This window comes from Stieleria sp. JC731 (assembly GCF_020966635.1).
GTDB lineage: Bacteria > Planctomycetota > Planctomycetia > Pirellulales > Pirellulaceae > Stieleria.
Genome location: NZ_JAJKFQ010000005.1, coordinates 191942 through 211014, shown reverse-complemented (window position 1 = coordinate 211014; position 19073 = coordinate 191942). Strand labels below are relative to the sequence as shown.

8 protein-coding genes are annotated in these 19073 nt (G+C 54.1%); 3 read left to right on the top strand and 5 right to left on the bottom strand.

Going from position 1 to position 19073, the window contains the following annotated elements; genetic code table 11:
* Positions 1-38 precede the first annotated feature (38 nt).
* Positions 39-1091: a glycosyltransferase family 2 protein gene (locus LOC67_RS11930; RefSeq protein WP_230262832.1), complete on the top strand. Its 1053-nt coding sequence runs from the start codon at positions 39-41 to the stop codon at positions 1089-1091.
* Between the two features lie 21 nt (positions 1092-1112).
* Entirely contained in the window at positions 1113-2873 is a 1761-nt protein-coding gene (locus LOC67_RS11925) for a hypothetical protein (protein ID WP_230262831.1), read from the top strand.
* Positions 2874-2916: 43 nt separating this feature from the next.
* On the opposite strand, the gene uvrA is transcribed toward LOC67_RS11925, so the two are convergent.
* The 4 genes from uvrA to rpoB form a co-directional block, all read right to left on the bottom strand.
* Positions 2917-5805, bottom strand: a complete 2889-nt coding sequence (gene uvrA, locus LOC67_RS11920) for an excinuclease ABC subunit UvrA (RefSeq protein ID WP_230262830.1) — start codon at positions 5803-5805, stop codon at positions 2917-2919.
* Between the two features lie 123 nt (positions 5806-5928).
* Complete coding sequence (gene nadA, locus LOC67_RS11915) at positions 5929-7029, bottom strand: quinolinate synthase NadA (RefSeq protein WP_410001143.1); 1101 nt, start codon at positions 7027-7029, stop codon at positions 5929-5931.
* A gap of 314 nt (positions 7030-7343) precedes the next feature.
* Positions 7344-11741 (bottom strand): DNA-directed RNA polymerase subunit beta', encoded by a 4398-nt coding sequence (rpoC, locus tag LOC67_RS11910; RefSeq protein WP_230262829.1) that lies wholly within the window; start codon positions 11739-11741, stop codon positions 7344-7346.
* 206 nt (positions 11742-11947) lie between these two features.
* The gene (rpoB, locus tag LOC67_RS11905) at positions 11948-15670 is read right to left on the bottom strand and encodes a DNA-directed RNA polymerase subunit beta (protein WP_230262828.1); all 3723 of its coding nucleotides are present in this window, start codon (positions 15668-15670) and stop codon (positions 11948-11950) included.
* Positions 15671-16593: 923 nt separating this feature from the next.
* Here rpoB and LOC67_RS11900 point away from each other — a divergent pair.
* Positions 16594-18195, top strand: coding sequence for a sulfatase family protein (locus LOC67_RS11900; protein WP_230262827.1), 1602 nt, complete (start codon positions 16594-16596; stop codon positions 18193-18195).
* An 84-nt stretch (positions 18196-18279) separates the two neighbouring features.
* On the opposite strand, the gene LOC67_RS11895 is transcribed toward LOC67_RS11900, so the two are convergent.
* Entirely contained in the window at positions 18280-19020 is a 741-nt protein-coding gene (locus tag LOC67_RS11895) for an LON peptidase substrate-binding domain-containing protein (RefSeq protein ID WP_230262826.1), read from the bottom strand.
* Between the last annotated feature and the right edge of the window lie 53 nt (positions 19021-19073).

Here is a 19073-nt window from a genome sequence, read left to right as displayed (position 1 = left end):
TCTTGCTCGCGAATCAGCTGCCTTTCACGGACGAAACAATGGCAACACGACAATTGGAAATTGTCATTCCGGTCTACAACGAAATCGAGATTATTGAGCTGCTACACACTCGTGTGGACGCGGCTTGTCAGTCGACAGGACTGACCTACCAGATCATCTACGTGGACGACGGCAGCCGTGATGGTACAGCGGATTGGATTGTCGAAAACGCGATCCACTCCAATGACGAAGCCTCTTTGGGCGCCGTTCGCCTTTTGTCTCTGTCGCGGAACTTTGGACAACCCGCCGCAATCACAGCCGGATTGCAGGCGACCGACGCCGAATGTGTCGTCTTAATGGACGGCGATCTACAAGACCCGCCCGAGCTGATTCCACAGCTGATCGAAAAATACAACGATGGCGCGGGCATCGTTATCGCCCAGCGTTCGTCCCGAAAAGAAACAGCGTTTCGAGGCTTCTGTTTCGCGGCGTTTCACCGATTGTTTCAGATTCTATCGGAGTCGAATGTCCCCGAAAACACTGGGACGTTCTGCTTGATGAATCGCCACGCCGTGGAAGCGGTTTGCCAGCTTGATGAAGCCCATCGATTCTTCCCAGCTCTACGAGCCTGGGTCGGCTTCAAGATGGCGATCGTGCGATTCGAAAGGCAAGAACGTGCCGGTGGTGAACCCAAGCAGACATTTACACGCCTGCTCCGCTATGCACTTGACGCAATCTTCGGAAACTCTCTGAAGCCACTGCGTCTGTTGACAGCAACGGGTGTGACGCTCTGCATGCTGTCGATCGCGGCGGCCGGGTGGTTCGTCGTCAAACGAGTTGCCGGACTTGAAACTGCAGAACTCGGCTTCACGACTCTGTTGTGCTCCATCTTAGGACTGGGTGGGTTTCAGCTCGTCGCCGCTGGCGTCTTGGGTGAATACATCGGTCGGATCTACGACGAGTGTCGCAAACGACCTGCTTATGTCTTGGCCATGGACCTATCGAGCGACAACCAATCTGACGCAGTCTTGCGATCATTCCCAAGGCAAAGCAATCAAAGTCCATTGGAGCCTAGCTCGGCACTCACAATGGCGCGAAAGGCTTCTGCGTAGTCAACAACAAACCAGAACAAGATGAACACAACCACCCCCTCCAGCAACGATGATTCACGCCCGCGCCCTTTGTGGATGTGTCTCTTACCGATAGCGATCGCTTGTTCCATCTTGGCAATCTATTGTTGCCAATTAAATCTGGAGCTCTACAAGCACACGAACCCTTTCTACGACTCGCTCAGTTACAACCAGCAGATGCATGATGCTGTCATTGCAACTCAGCAGGACGGAATCACGGCGGGATTCTCCAAAGTATGGAACAGCGGCGCGACGGTACTGATGCCTTATGTCTTCGGGATTGTCATCGGGTTATTTGCTGAGCCATCACGGATGATCGGAGTTTGGATCCAAGCGATCTATCTTTTTGGATTTCTGAGCTGTGTCTTTTGGTATCTATCGCGAATCCGAAAAATCTCCGACGGCGTTTCGCTGACCGCATGCTTAAGCTTTCTGACGGCAGCTTGCTTATACGCGTCCAACGGAGGAGTGTCAGACTTCCGCGTTGACCTTTTGTTGTGCCTCTCATTCGGTTGCACCTCGGTGCTAATGCTCGGCGCATACGAGCAGCCTTCAGTCAAAAATTATGCGTTGGTGGGAATCGCCGCCGCGATTGCCTGTCTGTCACGGGCAACCGCGCCTGTTTATCTAGTGTTTGCCTTGTCGCCGATTGCTGGACTTGCGCTGCTAACGAAACCCAATCGATTTGAACACCTTAAAGGTCAAGCCATCGCAGTTGTCGCTGCGAGTGTTCTCGCTGGCTGGTTCTTCGTGCTTCAGTTTGACACGTTGTACTACTACTATTTCGTTTGGAATACCGACGCCAACGCCAGCCTGACACTGATGGAATCGGCGAAGCACTTTGAATTTGCTGGTCGCGGGATTGGTGTCACAATCGGTTATCTCGCAGCCGCCTGGGCGATCGGATGGCTATACTTTGCGTTTCGAGAACAAGCCTTCCGCAAGGCATTGGCAACGATCACTAGCCTCCGAGGCGTTGTGCCAGTTCTAATTTGGATTGGAGTTAGCCCAGTGCTTATGTTGGTGCTCCGAGGTGCCGGCTTGAACCCGTTCGTCAGCTTGCCAGCTGTTGTCGGATTGGTTTTGGCACTGATGCTTCCGCTGGCCCATCTTTTGGATTCGGTCAAAAGTCGGCAATCGATCGCCTATGCGTCGATCTGTCTGGTCGTCGCACTGGGGTGGATGTCGAAACAGGGCTGGGAAAACCATCAGCCATCGGGCTTCAACGAAATGACATCGCTTCAGCGAATTGTTGATGTCATGTTGACCGACAGTCGCAATCACGGTGTCAAGGAAATGCGATATGGCGTCGCTCAGCTGACGTCCATGTGTACCGGCTGCGTGTATTCCACGGCAATGTTTGACCGAGACAATGTGCAAAGTACTCTGGACTACCTCGTTTGTGATGGTATCCGATTCGAGTCTAGCAATACGTTCGATATCGCTGCCGAAGCAACCTGGAGCGAGGTCGAAGGTGAAACGGACGATGAGAAACTAGGAAACCTGTTGGCCAAAGGCGACGAAGATATCGACTACCTTATCCTGCCGGATGACAAAACAGCGGGATACATTGCAGAGACTTTTGCTCACAACGTCATCAACCGGCATCAAGTCAAACTTCGTCAAGCGATTTTGGATCGCAACTGGACTCCTATCTCAGAGCCGATCGCGACCAACGAGAATGAAACGGTGATCGTCTACCGGTCCAAGCGAATGGATAACACCATCGCGGCACTGCAAGCTGCCGAATCGAAGCTTCGATAAAACAGCGTTTTCGCTATCCGCGTTGGCAGAAGCTTGGCAACAGTCAAGCTTCGCAAAAGTCAGCGAGCACCTTTCCAGTGCGACTGTCTGGATTTTGCTTTAGCTGGTCCGGTGTTCCCTGGGCGACGATTTGACCACCGTCCCGTCCCGCCCCGGGCCCCATATCGATGATGTAGTCAGCCGACAACATCAGCAACGGGTTATGCTCGACAACCAACAGCGAGTGACCATCGGCGATCAACGCGTCGAAACAATCCACCAGACGCACAAGGTCGTCAAAGTGCAATCCGGTGGTCGGTTCATCCATGATGAACAGCGTTCGCTTGCGACTTGCGGAGGCCAAGAACGCGGCCAGCTTTAACCGCTGGCCTTCGCCACTGGATAAAGTCGTCGCGGATTGTCCCAGCGGCAGGTAGCCGATCCCGACATCGATCATCCGTTTCAGCTTTGCCTGCACTTTTGCGGCACCGCGGAAGAACTCGTAGGCCTCCTGTGCGGTCATCGCCAATACGTCTGCAATCGTGCGATCGCGGTACCGGACTTTCAATATATCGTCGCGGAACCGAGTCCCACGGCATTCTTGACACTGCATTGCAACGTCAGCAAGGAACTGCATGTCAATTTGCTGGACACCGGCTCCTTCACATGTTGGGCATTGCCCTTTGCTGCTGTTGAATGTGAAGTGACTGGCCGTCAAACCACGTGCCTTGGCTTCGGGACAGTCGGCGAAAACCTTCCGGATCGGATCGAACGCTTTTAAGAACGTCACCGGACAGCTTCGTGGCGATCGGCTGATCGGTGATTGATCAACCGCAACGCAGTCCTGGATCTGGCCCATTCCGGTGATCGACCCCAGTGGCAAAGGCTTTGCCGCTTGCCCCAGCTTGCGTTGCTGGATCGCGGCGAGCAATGTGTCCTGAACCAATGAACTTTTGCCGCTTCCAGAGACGCCGGTGACTACACACAGAATTCCCAACGGGAATTCGACAGTGACGTCTTGCAAGTTGTGCCCCGATGCACCGCGAAGAGCGATCGTACCCTTCGGTTCTCGAGGCTTGTGAGACCGAAGCGTCGCTCCGCGTTCACCACGCAAGTACAGTCCAGTCAGACTGTCTTTGCTCTTTAAAAGCTGCTTTGCCGAACCCTGAAATACCACGTTCCCGCCTTGTGCACCGGCGCCGGGCCCAATCTCGACCACGTGGTCCGCTTTCTGAATCATGATCTCGTTGTGCTCAACAACGATCACTGTGTTGCCTCGGTCACAGAGCTGCCGCACACAGTTCACCAAAGCTTGCACATCGACCGGATGCAGCCCTGCTGTTGGCTCATCCAATACATACAACATGTTGACGAGGTCGCCACCGAGAGCACTCGTCAACGCGATTCGTTGTGTTTCCCCACCAGAAAGTGTTCGCAGCGGTCGGTCCAATTCCAAGTATCCCAATCCGACCGAACGAAGATAGCCGATGCGATCATCGATTTGCCGCATCGGTTCCTTAGCAATCTCCTGTTGCTTCTTCGGCAAAGGAGTTTCGTGGAAATAGGCCGCCACATCAGACGCACACATCGCCAACATATCCGCGACCGATTTATCGCCGATCCGATATGCCAAAGCCGCTGGCTTAAAGCGTTTCCCATCACACTGATCGCATGTGCGATAACTTCGATAGCGTGATGCAAACACTCGCACGTGCATCTTGTACTTCTTCCGTTCAAGCCACGCGAAGAAGCCATTCAATCCACCAAACTTGCGTTCAGGCACTCCTTCGGTGATCAACCGCAACTGCTTCTTCGTTAACAGCGAAAACGGCACATCCGTTGGCAAATCGTAGTCGCCAGCGAGTGCAAGCAACTCGTGAAGTTCGTGTTCGTAAGCCGGTGTATTCCACGGGGCTATCGCACCATCAGCAATTGAAACGGACTTGTCCGGAACGACCAAATCCATATCGAAGTCAACCAACTCGCCAAAGCCTTCGCACTTTTCACAAGCGCCCAGCGGATTGTTGAAGTTGAACAATCGTGGTACAGGATCGGGATAGTCCAAGTCGCAGTCATCGCAACGACGACTATCGCTGACGATTGACTTTTCAAAAGAACGTGCGTCGACACTTACGAACTTGCCGGCGGCGACTGGATTCTCACGCACGACATCGCCGTCGATTTCGAGCTCAGTCAAGATCACGGCCTTGCCATGGCCTTCATTCATCGCCGTTTCAACAGATTCAGTCAGGCGACTGAGATCGCTATCAGCGGAAACGCGATCGACGACCACGATGATCTCGATGCCTTTTTTGGGAATCTTCTTGGCGAGCTGAGCCCGATCGGAGTCGGAGAGATGGAACGACTCACCGCCGACAATGATCCGCACGAAACCGTCCTGTTGTAAACCCAACAGGATTTCACCGCCTGACTGGCGATCCGGCAACCAAATCGGAAATCCGATCATCGCTCGCTTGCCACTGGTATGAAGCGATTCGGCCGTGCTGGTGGGATCGTCCGCGGTAACCGGCTTGCCACAGCCAACGCAATGCAGGGTTGCACATTTGGCAAATAACAGCCGTAGATGGTCAGCAATTTCAGTGGCCGTTGCGACGGTACTTCGATTGTTTTTTGATCCGCTCGCCCGCGTGACAGCTACCGCCGGTGGTATACCGCTGATTAAATCGCAGTCGGGTTTATCAAGCCGCTGTAAGAACTGACGCGTGTAGGCCGAAAAGCTTTCGATGTAGCAACGTTGCCCTTCGGCGTACAAAGTATCGAGGGCCAAAGATGTCTTGCCGCTTCCCGATAAACCACAAAAGGCAATCAGCTTTCCTCGCGGTAGATCTAGATCGATATCTTTTAGGTTGTGAACTCGGCAGCCACGAAGCGAGATACTCGAATCAGCTTTTGTCGATTTGCGTTTTGTTTTCGGACGTGTTTGAGATTGCATTTACATTGCTCTCCTAGGCGTTGGAGAGTCGAAATCGAGCTTGCGAGTTTCATCGAGCCTATCGGACGCGGTCAGACTGCTTCTGACCTTGCTGTTCAGCCAATCTTCGATAGCTTTGCCCGTCTATTTGACCGCCAGCATACGTTCGAGCGCAACCAAGCTCCATTTGGAAACCTCTTCGTCAACTTCGATCGTGTTGACCGGAGTTCCATCGCGAAGGTTTTCTAAGGACCAGCACAGGTGTGGCAAGTCGATTCGATACATCGTCGCACACATACAAACGACGGGACTCAAGAAGTGGATTTCCTGCTCGGGATGTTCCGCTTTCAATCGATTGACCAAGTGCAATTCGGTACCGATTGCCCACTTGGTTCCGGGTGCTGCTTCACGGACAGCCTTGATGATGTAGCCAGTGCTTCCTGACAGGTCCGCAATGTCATTGACGTTGCGAGGACATTCGGGGTGCACCAAGATCTTGATTCCGGGATGTTGCTTTCGGAACATCTCGACGTGCTCGGGGCGGAACATCTGGTGAACGCTGCAGTGTCCTTTCCAGAGGATCACACGGCTGTTCTCAATCGCCGCCTCGTCGTTCCCGCCAAGTTCTAGTTCGTATGGATCCCAAACGGGCATTTGATCTTCGGTGATACCCATCTTCAAGGATGTGTTCCGTCCCAAATGCTGATCGGGAAAGAAGAACACTCGATCGCCACGCTCAAATGCCCATTCCAAAACGGCCTGTGCATTGCTGCTGGTACAAACGATTCCGCCATTGCGTCCACAGAACGCCTTCAAGCTTGCGGCACTGTTGATGTATGTGACGGGGATGACACGTTCTGTATCAATGATCTCGGACATGTCTTGCCAAGCCGCTTCGACTTGGTTGATCGCTGCCATATCCGCCATCGAACATCCCGCTGCCATGTCCGGCAGGATCACTCGGACTCGCTCGCCTCGCTCGGTCAGTTTCTCGGGACGATTCGCCAGGATATCTGCGGTCTCGGCCATGAAGTGAACGCCGCAGAAAACGATCGTGCGACACGCATCACTTTCGGCAGCCATCTGCGACAGTTGATAGCTGTCACCACGTAAGTCCGTGTGCTCAACGACTTCGTCTTGCTGGTAGTGATGGCCAAGAATCAATAAAGAATCGCCATACGATTCCCGTACCGCCGTGATCCGCGCGACCAGCTCGTCACTGGTCATGGATTTGTAATCAGCCAACGCATGCTTCGCGTGCTCGTTGGGATCCTTTGTCGCGGTCGGCAGAGATGACAAATTCACGGAGGTGTCCTAAAGAAGGGGTGGTTTGTGACGCACATTGTACCGCCTGGCATCAATAATCAAGAACCGCCCTACGGTAGGCTGGTTCGCGAATTGACTTGCTTTCGGTTGGGCCAAGCATGCGTCGCCCAGACGCGGTAGGGGAACTGATTTTCACACCCGAACTGCCCAACAGTACCGCCCAAAAAAAATCCCGCTCGCATCGATGACACGAACGGGATTGTATGTTGATCGGCAAGACTAGTTCAGAAGAACTATTCGCCGATTGGTGGGAAATCGCTTCCGCCGATCGTTGGCGGTTGCTCACCGGTGTCGGCCAAGGTCGGATTCGCTCCACCCATCAAGCGTGTCGCGTCCTGATCCATTTGACTTGGACTATCCATTGGGCTCGCTCCCAGTGCCGCGTCACCGTCGTTCAGCAGCGGGAAGTCCTCAACCAAGTTGGTTGCTCCGGCACCGAAGTCCTCGGGAATGACGTCAGGGCGATAGTTGACTTCCGACTCCTGGAAGACACGGAAACCGGTACCCGCAGGAATCAAGTGACCAAGGATCACGTTCTCTTTCAGACCGACCAACTTGTCGACCTTTCCGGCCAATGCAGCCTCGGTAAGAACCTTGGTGGTTTCTTGGAACGACGCGGCCGAGATGAACGAGTTCGACTGAACGGCCGCCTTGGTAATACCCAGCAACTGAGTACTTGCGGTTGCCTTCTTCGGACGTTTGCCCTTCATCGGTGAGCCGCCTTGGGCTTCGATCTTGGCATTCGTCTCTTCGAACAATTCCTTCGGAATGATGACGCCTTCGGTGTAATCACTGTCACCAGCATCAGCCACCTTCATGCACTTGGTCAATTCCTGGTTGGCATGACGGAACTGGAACCGGTCGATCACCAAGCCTGGAAGCAAGTTGGTATCGCCGGGCGATTCAACTTTCACCTTACGCAACATGCGGGCGATGATGATTTCGCAGTGCTTATCGTTGATCTCTACCTTCTGAGCTTGATAGACCTGCTGGATTTCGTGCAAGAGGTACTGCTGTACGGCTTCTTCACCCGAAACACGCAAGATATCGTGAGGAACCAGCGGTCCGTCAACCAACGACTGACCTGCACGGACGATGTCGCCGGTGTGCACCAAGAAGTGCTTACCGGTTGGAATCATGTGCTCACGCTCGATGCCCGATTCGCTGCGGACCAACAAGGTGGTCTTACCACGTTTCTTCTCAGGCAGGATTTCGACTTCACCGTCGATCTCCGCGATGATCGCAGGATCCTTTGGCTTACGAGCTTCAAAGATCTCGGTCACCCGAGGCAGACCACCGGTGATATCCGAAACACCACCGCTGTCACGTGGGATTTCAGCGAGGACGGTACCAGGAACAATCTCTTGGCCGTCGGTAACCGAAATGGTCGCACGCTCTGGTAGGAACTGGACGTTCAGAGCCTTTCCGGTGTTGTCTTCGACAACGATCTGTGGGTGCAAATCACCCTTGTGATCGACAACGACCAAGCGGTTTTTACCGGACGCTTCACGCTCACTTCGAACGGTTTCGCCTTCGACGATGTCTTCGAAGCGCACCTTACCGGAAACTTCCGAAAGGATCGGCACCGAGTAGGGGTTCCACTCGCAAAGGGTTTCGCCTGGATTCACCTTTTGGCCGTCGGAGACCAATAGGATCGAACCGGTCGGAATTGGATAGCTTTCGAATTCACGGCCGCGATCATCGACCAACGCAATTTCGCCGTTACGGGTAAGAACGACCAAGCGTCCGTCTTTATTCTCAACCGCACGGATCCGCGTCAGACGAACCTCACCCGACTTCTTACTCTTGATGTCGGACTGCTGCATTTCCTTACTTACCGAACCACCGATGTGGAAGGTACGCATGGTTAGCTGAGTACCGGGTTCACCGATCGACTGTGCCGCGATGATACCGACAGCCATGCCTTCTTCGACCATTGCACCGGTCGACATGTCCATCCCGTAGCAACGTCGGCAAACACCAAGCGGAGCGTCGCAGGTCATCGGCGAACGGACTTGCAGTTTTTCCAAGCCCATTTGTTCAATCTTACGAGCGATCTCTGGAGTGATCATCTCGTTTTCGCTGACGATGACTTCGTCGGTGACCGGGTTAACGATCGACTTACGACTGACACGACCATTGATCGAATCGGCCAAGCGGACTTCGACCTTTTCACCGCGATAAACAACACCCTTGGTGATGCCCTGCGTGGTGTTACAGTCGTCCATCGTGATCACAACGTTCTGCGCAACGTCGGCAAGCTTACGTGTTAGGTAGCCACTGTCCGCCGTCTTCAATGCGGTATCGGCCAGACCCTTACGAGCACCGTGCGTCGAACTGAAGTATTCCAGTACCGAGAGGCCTTCTCGGAAGTTCGCCTTAATCGGGGTCTCAATGATTTCACCGGTTGGCTTCGCCATCAGACCACGCATCCCGGCCAACTGACGAATCTGAGCGATACCACCCCGAGCACCAGAGTGACTCATCAAGAAGACGGGGTTGATATACCAGTCGCCTTTACGGGTATCGCTTTCCATCGCGGCCATCATGTCGGTCGTGATCAATTCACGAGCCTTGGTCCATTCGTCAAGAACCATTTGGTAACGTTCGTCGTTACCCATCAGACCACGGTCATAGTCTTTCTTCAGACGCATGACTTCTTTTTCGGCATCCTTGATGAAGCCGGTTTTCGAGTCCGGCGTCACCAAGTCATCGGTACCGAACGACAGACCACTGCGAGTCGATTCGCGGAAGCCCATCTGCATCATGTCGTCAAGCAAGTGAATCGTTTGACGGCGTCCCAATCGCTGGTAGCAGTCACTAATCACACTTGCCAAGTCACCACTTCGCATCGCTCGGTTGTAGAAATCCATCCCGTCGGGAAGCATTTCGTTGAAGCGAACGCGACCGGGCGTTGTTTCGATGACTTCGCCGTATTTGCCGTCGCCGTTTTCCGTCTTGAGACGCTGGTGACGTGGCAAACGCATCTTGATGCGTGCGTGCAAATCGACGGTGCCTTGTGCATACGCGAACTCGACTTCGTCGTATCCACTGAAGGTCATGCCTTCACCCTTTCGGCCAGGTAAATCGCACGTCATATAGTAGCAACCCATCACGATGTCCTGCGAAGGACTCATAATCGGCTTACCATTGGACGGCGCGAAGACGTTGTTGGTACTCATCATCAACGTGTGAGCTTCGACCTGAGCTTCGATCGAAAGCGGCAAGTGAACCGCCATCTGGTCGCCGTCGAAGTCAGCGTTGAAACCTTTACAAACCAGCGGGTGCAGGTTGATCGCGTTGCCTTCGACCAAGGTCGGTTCGAAAGCTTGAATCCCCATCCGGTGCAACGTCGGAGCACGGTTCAACAGAACTGGGTGATTGGTGATAACCTGTTCCAGGATATCCCAGACTTCCTCGTCCTTTCGCTCCAGCATCTTCTTGGCCGACTTGATCGTGTCAGCGTGGCCGAGCTCTTTGAGCCGACGAATGATGAAGGGCTGATACAGTTCCAAAGCGATCTTCTTTGGCAGACCACATTGGTGCAGCTTCAAACGTGGACCGACAACGATGACCGAACGTGCCGAGTAATCGACGCGTTTACCGAGTAGGTTTTCACGGAATCGACCCTGCTTACCTTTGATCATGTCCGTCAGCGATTTCAGCGGACGGTTGGAGGATCCAAGGACAGGACGTTTACAACGGTTGTTGTCAAACAGAGCGTCGACCGACTGTTGCAACATCCGCTTTTCGTTTCGGATGATGACTTCGGGAGCGTTCAAGTCGACTAGCTTACGCAGTCGGTTGTTCCGGTTGATGATCCGGCGATAAAGGTCATTCAGATCGCTGGTCGCGAAGTTTCCGCTGTCGAGCAGAACCAGAGGACGCAAGTCGGGAGGAATGACAGGGATGACGTCAAGAACCATCCACTCGGGACGATTGTCGCTGTCACGGATCGACTCGACGATTTTCAGACGGTTCGTCAGGTCTTTCTTTTTCTGCTTGCTACCGGTTTCATCCAGTTCGACACGCAACTGTTCAGACAACTGGACCAGGTCCAATTGGTTGAGCAGCTTGCGAACGGCTTCAGCACCCATGTCGGCTTCAAAGGAGCCAACACCGTACTGCGCACGTGCGGCGCGGAATTCTTCTTCGGTCAGCAGTTGCTGGTGTTCCAGATCCGTCTGACCTGGATCGATCACGACGTAGTCTTGGAAGTAGATGACCTTTTCTAGCGAACTGGTCTTCATGTTCAGCAGGTTACCAAGCCGTGATGGCATGGCCTTGAAGAACCAGATGTGAACGACCGGTGCGGCCAGATCGATGTGCCCCATGCGTTTACGACGAACGCGGCTGTGAGTGACTTTCACACCACAGCGGTCACAGATCATGCCTTTGTATTTCATGCCGCGATATTTACCGCAGGCACATTCCCAGTCTTTTTCTGGGCCAAAGATACGTTCACAGAACAGACCGTCTTTTTCAGGACGGTAGGTCCGGTAGTTAATGGTTTCGGGCTTCTTGACTTCGCCGAACGACCAACTCTTGATGTCCTGCGGCCGCGCCAACGAAATCCGTACCGAAGCGTAGTCGTTGATGCGATCGTAGTTGCTGGTTTCGCCAATCGACATGATATGTGAGCCTTTAGCAGTAAGCGGTTTAGCTATTGGTTTTCGGTTGAAATGAAGCTCGCAAGTCAGTTCCGTAATCGGCTTGCGGGCATCGGGTTTGTCGTGGAACCGTTCTGGGGTCCCGGGTCGCAATCGTGATCGATTGCGACCGCTATTTTTTGATCGCCTATGGCCGATTACCGGCGGCGATCATCGACGTGGTGCGACTAGATCGGCCGCTTCTCCAGTTGCATGTTCAACGCGAGTCCTCGGATCTCGTTGGTCAAAACGTCGAAGCTGGCTGGCGTGCCTGCCTCGAGGGTGTTTTCTCCCTTGACCATCGATTCGTAGATCTTGGTACGGCCTTCGACGTCGTCGCTCTTGACGGTCAAAAGCTCTTGCAAGATGTACGCGGCACCGTAGGCCTCCAGAGCCCAAACTTCCATTTCCCCGAAACGCTGACCACCGAATCGAGCCTTTCCGCCAAGCGGTTGCTGCGTGATCAACGAGTACGGCCCGGTGCTTCGGGCGTGTACCTTGTCGTCAACCAAGTGGTGTAGTTTCAGCATGTAGATGTATCCGACGGTCGTTTCCTGCTCCATCGGTTCACCGGTTCGTCCATCGATCAGACGAACCTTACCGTGGCGTGGCAGTCCCGCTTCGTCGAGTGCTTCATTGATGTCTTCTTCGTTTGCACCGTTGAAGACAGGCGTGATCGACTGGAAGCCAAGCTTCGCACCGGCCCAACCGAGGTGAGTTTCCAAAATCTGCCCCACGTTCATCCGGCTAGGTACCCCTAGCGGGTTCAACAGGATTTGCAGAGGCGTTCCGTCGGGAAGGAAAGGCATATCCGCAATCGGGAGGATCTTGGAGATCACACCCTTGTTACCGTGACGGCCAGCCATCTTGTCACCGACACTGATGACTCGCTTCGTCGCGATGTAGACCTTGGCCATTTGCAGAACGCCACTGCGAAGCTCATCACCGCGTTTCATGCTATTGAGCTTACGATCGCGCTGATCGATCGCCGATTCAACGTTTCGCCATTGGGCCTTAAAGACCTTCTCGACAGCCGCGATGTTGTCTTCACCCTTCACTTGACCGAGGACGTGATCCAATCGGAAAGCGATCGCGCGTTCGGCGACGAACTTCGGATCTTGCCCGTCCGCCAAAGGCGTTCCGGTCGAATCCTTCAGTTTTGTGCCGGCAGCTTCTTCCAAGTCACGGACCAAAGATTCGAAGGTGCTAGCGATTTCGCCATTGCCAACCGCTTCGACCTCTTTCAGTTCGCGTTCGAATTCCTTTCGCTCGTCTTCGCTCAAGCTCATACGACGAGAGAATTTGTGGGTATCGATGACGATGCCTTCGATGCCCGATGGGACTTCTAGCGAATCGTTTTTGACGTCTTCACCGGCACGACCGAAGATCGCGTGCAACAGTTTTTCTTCTGGTGTCAGTTCGGTCTTGCTCTTGGGGCTGACCTTACCGACCAAGATGTCGCCTGGCTTGACGTAAGTACCGACTCGGACGATCCCGCTTTCATCCAAGTTGCGAAGTGCTTTTTCGCTAACGTTCGGAATGTCACGAGTGAACTCTTCGCGGCCGAGCTTGGTTTCACGGATTTCGACATCAAAGTCCTCGATGTGAATCGAGGTATAGGTGTCGTTCCGCACCAACTCTTCGCTGATGATGATCGCGTCTTCGTAGTTAAATCCGTCGAATGACATGAATCCGACCAAGACGTTTCGGCCCAGTGCCAATTCACCATCGCGTGTTGCCGCACCGTCAGCGATGATCTGACCTTCTTGAACTTCTTCGCCAAGTCGGACCAGTGGCTTTTGGTTTTGGCAAGTACGCTCGTTAAGTCCCTGGTACTTTTTCAGCTCGTAGTGGTCGCTACCGATTTCGATTCGGCAGGAGTCAACATAGGTGACTTTGCCGGCACGACGTGCTCGAACGACCATCGCGCTGTTTCGCGCAACTTCGCGTTCCATCCCGGTTCCGACGATTGGAGGCTCGGCAACCAATAGCGGCACGGCTTGCCGCTGCATGTTCGACCCCATCAACGCACGGTTCGCATCGTCGTGCTCCAAGAAGGGGATCAAGCCCGCGGAGACGCCGACCATCTGGCTCGGCGCGACGTCCATGTAGTTCACCTGAGTCGGCAGAACGATCTGGAAGTCACTGCGGAAACGAGCGATCATGTTCGGACCAGAAACGAGCGCCCGGTCACTCAGCTCGGTATCGGCCGGTGCGATGTACGCTTCGTTTTCTTCGTCGGCACGTAACCAAACGACTTCGTCGGTCACGATACCTTCTTTCACGCAGCGGTATGGCGTGATCAAGAAGCCGTAATCATCGACGCCGGCGTAGATCGCCAACGAACTGATCAGACCAATGTTCGTACCTTCAGGAGTCTCAATCGGGCAAATACGGCCGTAGTGAGAAATGTGAACGTCACGAACTTCGAAGCCCGCACGTTTACGGTTCAGACCACCAGGACCGAGAGCCGAAAGTCGACGTTCGTGGGTCAACTGGCTAAGCGGGTTTGTCTGGTCGACAACCTGTGAAAGTTCGCCACGACCGAAGAAGAAATCGATCGCCGCCGAAACGCTCTTTGGATTGATCAGCGAACGAGGGGTCATGTCTTGAGCATCTTTGACGCTCATCCGTTCTTGAACGGTACGACGCAGCTTCAAGAAACCTTTGCGTAGTTCTTCACAAGCAAGTTCGTCGATCGTGCGTAGACGTCGGTTACCCAAGTGGTCGATGTCGTCGATCTCGGCGTTGCTGTCTGGATCGAACAGGTCAATCAGGTAGCGGATCGATTCGATGATGTCTTCCGGACGCAGCGTCATGACTTCTTCGCTGACGCCCAAATCCAGTTTACGGTTCAAGCGGAAACGACCGACCTTACCCAAACGGTAGCGGTTGTCGTCGTAGAACTTTTCTTCGAACAACACACGCGCTTTTTCCAATTGCGGCGGGTTACCCGGACGCAAACGCTGGTAGATACGCAGCAACGCTTCTTCGTGGCTGGCAGTGTTGTCTTCCATCAGGGTATTGAAGATCACGGGCACCTTTGGCGCATCCATGATTTCGGCACTGGTCACACCTGCGGTGCAAATCGTCTCCGCGACTTCTTTGGAAATCCGGTGAGCCGCTTCGATGATGATTTCGCCAGCTCGCTCGCTTTCGGATGGGTAAACGACGTCATCGACGGCGATCTTACCCTCAAGGGCGACGGCGCTTTCGATACCGCTGAGCGTTTCGGTTCGGGTTGGGTAGAACGCCTGCAAGATATCCGCATCGGTGGAATACTTGGGGTCCATCGCACGCAGCAGAGTCGTTGCTGCAAACTTACCACTCTGGTCAATCCGGACGGTCAACGAGTCCTTCTTGGTCACGTTAAACTCGACCCAGCTACCACGCTCGGGAATCACCCGGCACGAGGGGAGCTTTCGGTCGGTTGTGGTGTCAGTGTCCCAAACAAAGTCGACACCGGGCGAACGGTGAAGCTGGCTAACGACAACACGCTCGGCACCGTTGATGATGAATTCACCACCGCCCATCATGATCGGCATGTCGCCGAGATAGACTTCTTCCTCGTGTGGCTCTTCACGATTCAAACGCAGCCAGATACGCAGTGGCATGCCGTAGGTCAGACGCAACTGACGGCATTCTTGGCTGGTGTAACGTGGCTTACCGAGCTCGTACCGAAGGTAATCGAGCGTAATGTTTCCGTCATAGCTTGAGATCGGGAAGATCTCGCGCAGCACGCTCTCCAAACCCTTGTCGACACGCTCTCCTTGGCCGACGCCTTCCTGCAAAAATTCTTTGTAGGAAGCCGTTTGCAAAGCGGTCAAATCGGGAAGTTCAAATTCACCTTGATCGCTTCCAAAGTAACGGATGCTAGTTGGAATTAGACGACGCTTGGACGTAACTGCCATCGGTAGAGAAAGCTCCTGCTGGACTTGAGATGCGTGATCTCGGACGGCTATTAGGAAAGGACTGCTGAACGACGGCAACGACTCGCCGACAGATCAGATTCAACCCAATCGTGGATTCGGGCGGATGCAACGGAGGCAAAGACTCGACAACTTTCCAATTGACATGACCTACCTTGTTTCAAGAGACTCCATGTGCGGAAAGCAATCTTGTCGATTGATTTGATCAGCGAGGTGCCAGACAGCGCGCGCAGCATAGCTCGGCGACTTGCAACGGCAGCAGCATTCACAACGCGACCATTGAATCCGTCGCGGGAATGTGCACACAAGGATGTGAAAGACGTAATCGTCAAAACTAACGTGACCAAATACATGTCCTCTTCGCCGGTCATGTCCGAGCGATCTTCACACCTGCAAGTGTTGCCCGGTTATCATGGGCGATGAAGATTCTCGGGATCGTCGCGGCAAATCGGTACGGCTGGAACCTCGGCTCAATAGGGAGAATATCAAACTCCGGTGCCTTGGAAAACCCCAACGAAAAAAACTGGCCCGAATTGTGCTGTACGCAGATCCGGCGTCTTAAACCACTTCTGATAAAGAACTTAACGGCAATCCCAAGCCTTCTAGGCCATTCCCACTCGCCGGCGGCATGCCCGCGACGACAAATTTTCGGGAATTTATCGGCAACTTTCGCCCTCTGTGCCATCTCCGCGCATCCGCGGCACCCCCAGTCACAGCGGACAACCGCCCCCTTAAAAGACCAGCGCATCCAGACGGAGCAGCACAGCTAGTTGATCGGTGGCTCCGCAATATTCGCTAGCGAAATTGAGAACTGTGATCACGGCCCTGGTATAACTGGTGCTCCACTCCGCCCCAGAGGCACCATCCGCGTTCCGTCTTCTCAACCAGCCCCAATGATAGGTTCCATGTCGCTGCGTTTTCTTCCATCGGGCTTTCATCGGTCAGCCAGTCTGCCCGCACTGGCAATCCTAGCCGTCCTGACCTGCTTTAACGACGCTCGGATACTGCACGCCCAAGAGCGAGACCCGAATATCATCGTGATCATGGCGGACGACCTGGGATATGGCGACGTCAGCTGCTACGGCGCGACAGAACTGGAAACACCCAATATCGACAAACTCGCCAATGGAGGAATGCGATTCACTCAAGGGTATTGCAATGCGTCGACCTGCACCCCGACTCGATTTTCCTTCCTGACTGGCAAGTACGCTTTCCGTCAGCCTGGCGCTGGGATCGCGCCACCGAATGCGACTAGCCTGATCCAACCCGGCACCGACACGGTCGCCTCGCTGCTAAAGAACGCCGGCTACAAAACGGGTGTCGTCGGAAAATGGCACCTCGGGCTCGGTGAAGGTGACGCGCCCGATTGGAACGGAGCACTAAAACCGGGCCCCTTGGAAATCGGCTTTGACTACTGCTACCTGCTGCCAACGACAAACGACCGTGTCCCCAGCGTCTATGTGGAAAATCACCATGTCGTAAACCTGGATCCGGCCGACCCACTTTGGGTTGGCAATAAAAGTCCCAGCGACGACCACCCGCTCGGCAGTGATCCCGAAGTCCGAAAAACGCTGAAAATGGATTGGAGCCACGGGCACAACCAAACTGTCCACAACGGCATCGGCCGCATCGGTTTCTACACAGGAGGTCACCAGGCCCGATGGAGAGACGAAGACTTGGCGGATGCTTGGGTCGAAAAGTCGGTCGCCTTTATTGAAAAGCACCAAGCGGAACCGTTCTTCCTATTCTTTGCATCGCATGACCTGCACGTCCCTCGAATGCCGCACGAAAGGTTCCAAGGCAAGACCAAGCTTGGTTTCCGAGGCGACTCGATTGTCCAGCTCGATTGGTGCGTCGGGGAACTGACCAAAACACTCGAAAAACTTGGCATCGATCAGAACACGATGATCGTCTTTTGCAGTGACAATGGTCCCGTGCTTGACGACGGATACCAAGACGGCGCGATCGAACAGCTACACGAACACCAACCGTCCGGGATCTATCGTGGTGGCAAGTACAGCATCTATGAGGGCGGAACCAGAACTCCGCTGATCACCTACTGGCCGGGCACAATCAAACCCGGCGAATCGGACAAGATCGTGTGCACGGTCGACCTGCCGGCCAGCCTTGCCGCACTTGTTGACCAACCGTTGCCAGCAAACGCTTGCCCCGACAGCTTCAACGTGATCGACGCATTGCTAGGCAAACCAAACGCCGAAGGCCGCGACCACCTTTTACAACAGCCTAACAAGGGCCCAACTTTGGCACTTCGCGTGGGCGACTGGAAGGTCCTGTCCTACGCGACTGCTCAAGCCAAGAAGCACCTGACATACGAAAAGGGTCCCGGCAAATACGAGCTATACAACTTGGCGAATGACCCATCGGAAAAGGACAACTTGGCAGAGTCGCATCCCGAAAAACTGAAGGAGCTTCTCGAGAAACTTGAATCGATCAAGGACGCCGGGCACAGTCGCCCGAATTGGTCGGACGCAGTTTCATCCCGTTAAAAGCCGAGCTTATTGGTGAAAAGAACACCGGCCTTGTGAACAGACGGGCACAAGGCCGCGAACCCACACAGGCAAATTCGCTGGCTAGTTGACGCTGAAAGGTGGAGGGAACTTGATCGCGCGAGTCTCCTCGGAATCGGACTTGGTCTCTTCAGAAGATTCGACCTGCGGAGGCAATTCCACGGCACCGGATTTCAAGAAACCCATCAACTTTTCAGCGCGACGGTCGACATTGTACTCGCCCAACAGCTCCAACTTCATTGCGACAGAAAGCGGCAACGTGTGTGAGATGATATCGGTGATCGGTCCCAACCCCATCGAACCAGTCAGCAACTCACTTATCTCGCGTTTTGCTGATTTGGTGGCCGGGATAACTTGACCGAACGCGTCCAGCAAATCTGACCGCAGTTGGGATCGACCTTGCTTGCCTGTCGGAGGATAAAGGTCGTCGAGCACATTTGATCTTGCGATACGAAAACAACGCTTCGCGTCTACTTCGGCTGCAATTTCCGCACGCTTGATCCCGACGAGCAGAATGTTGTGTCGCTCGTCTTCGCACGGCACATGCGAAACGATTCGTCCAATGCAAACGGTCGATGCGATCGGCGGCTGCCCCACTGAATCCGGAACGCCATCGATAAGTGTCGCCATTGCAATCAGCCCATCCGTCGCCAAAGCCTCGGAAAGCATTTCGCAGTAGCGGGGTTCAAAAATGTGCAGAGGCTGGACCGCGTGGGGAAACAACACGAGAGACGGTAAAGGGAATAGACGCACATCCCCGTCAAAATCGTCTGGCAGTCGAGTTAGGTCTTCCAGGTCGCTCATGGGGCAACATCCAGTCGCGAAGGGTTTCGATAAATCATTGGGGGGCAGCCTCC

Coding starts and splice junctions, on each gene's coding strand:
- rpoB (WP_230262828.1), bottom strand. CDS start 15,670: ATGGCAGTTACGTCCAAGCGTCGTCTAATTCCAACTAGCATCCGTTAC.
- LOC67_RS11895 (WP_230262826.1), bottom strand. CDS start 19,020: ATGAGCGACCTGGAAGACCTAACTCGACTGCCAGACGATTTTGACGGG.
- LOC67_RS11925 (WP_230262831.1), top strand. CDS start 1,113: ATGAACACAACCACCCCCTCCAGCAACGATGATTCACGCCCGCGCCCT.
- LOC67_RS11900 (WP_230262827.1), top strand. CDS start 16,594: ATGTCGCTGCGTTTTCTTCCATCGGGCTTTCATCGGTCAGCCAGTCTG.
- uvrA (WP_230262830.1), bottom strand. CDS start 5,805: ATGCAATCTCAAACACGTCCGAAAACAAAACGCAAATCGACAAAAGCT.
- rpoC (WP_230262829.1), bottom strand. CDS start 11,741: ATGTCGATTGGCGAAACCAGCAACTACGATCGCATCAACGACTACGCT.
- LOC67_RS11930 (WP_230262832.1), top strand. CDS start 39: ATGGCAACACGACAATTGGAAATTGTCATTCCGGTCTACAACGAAATC.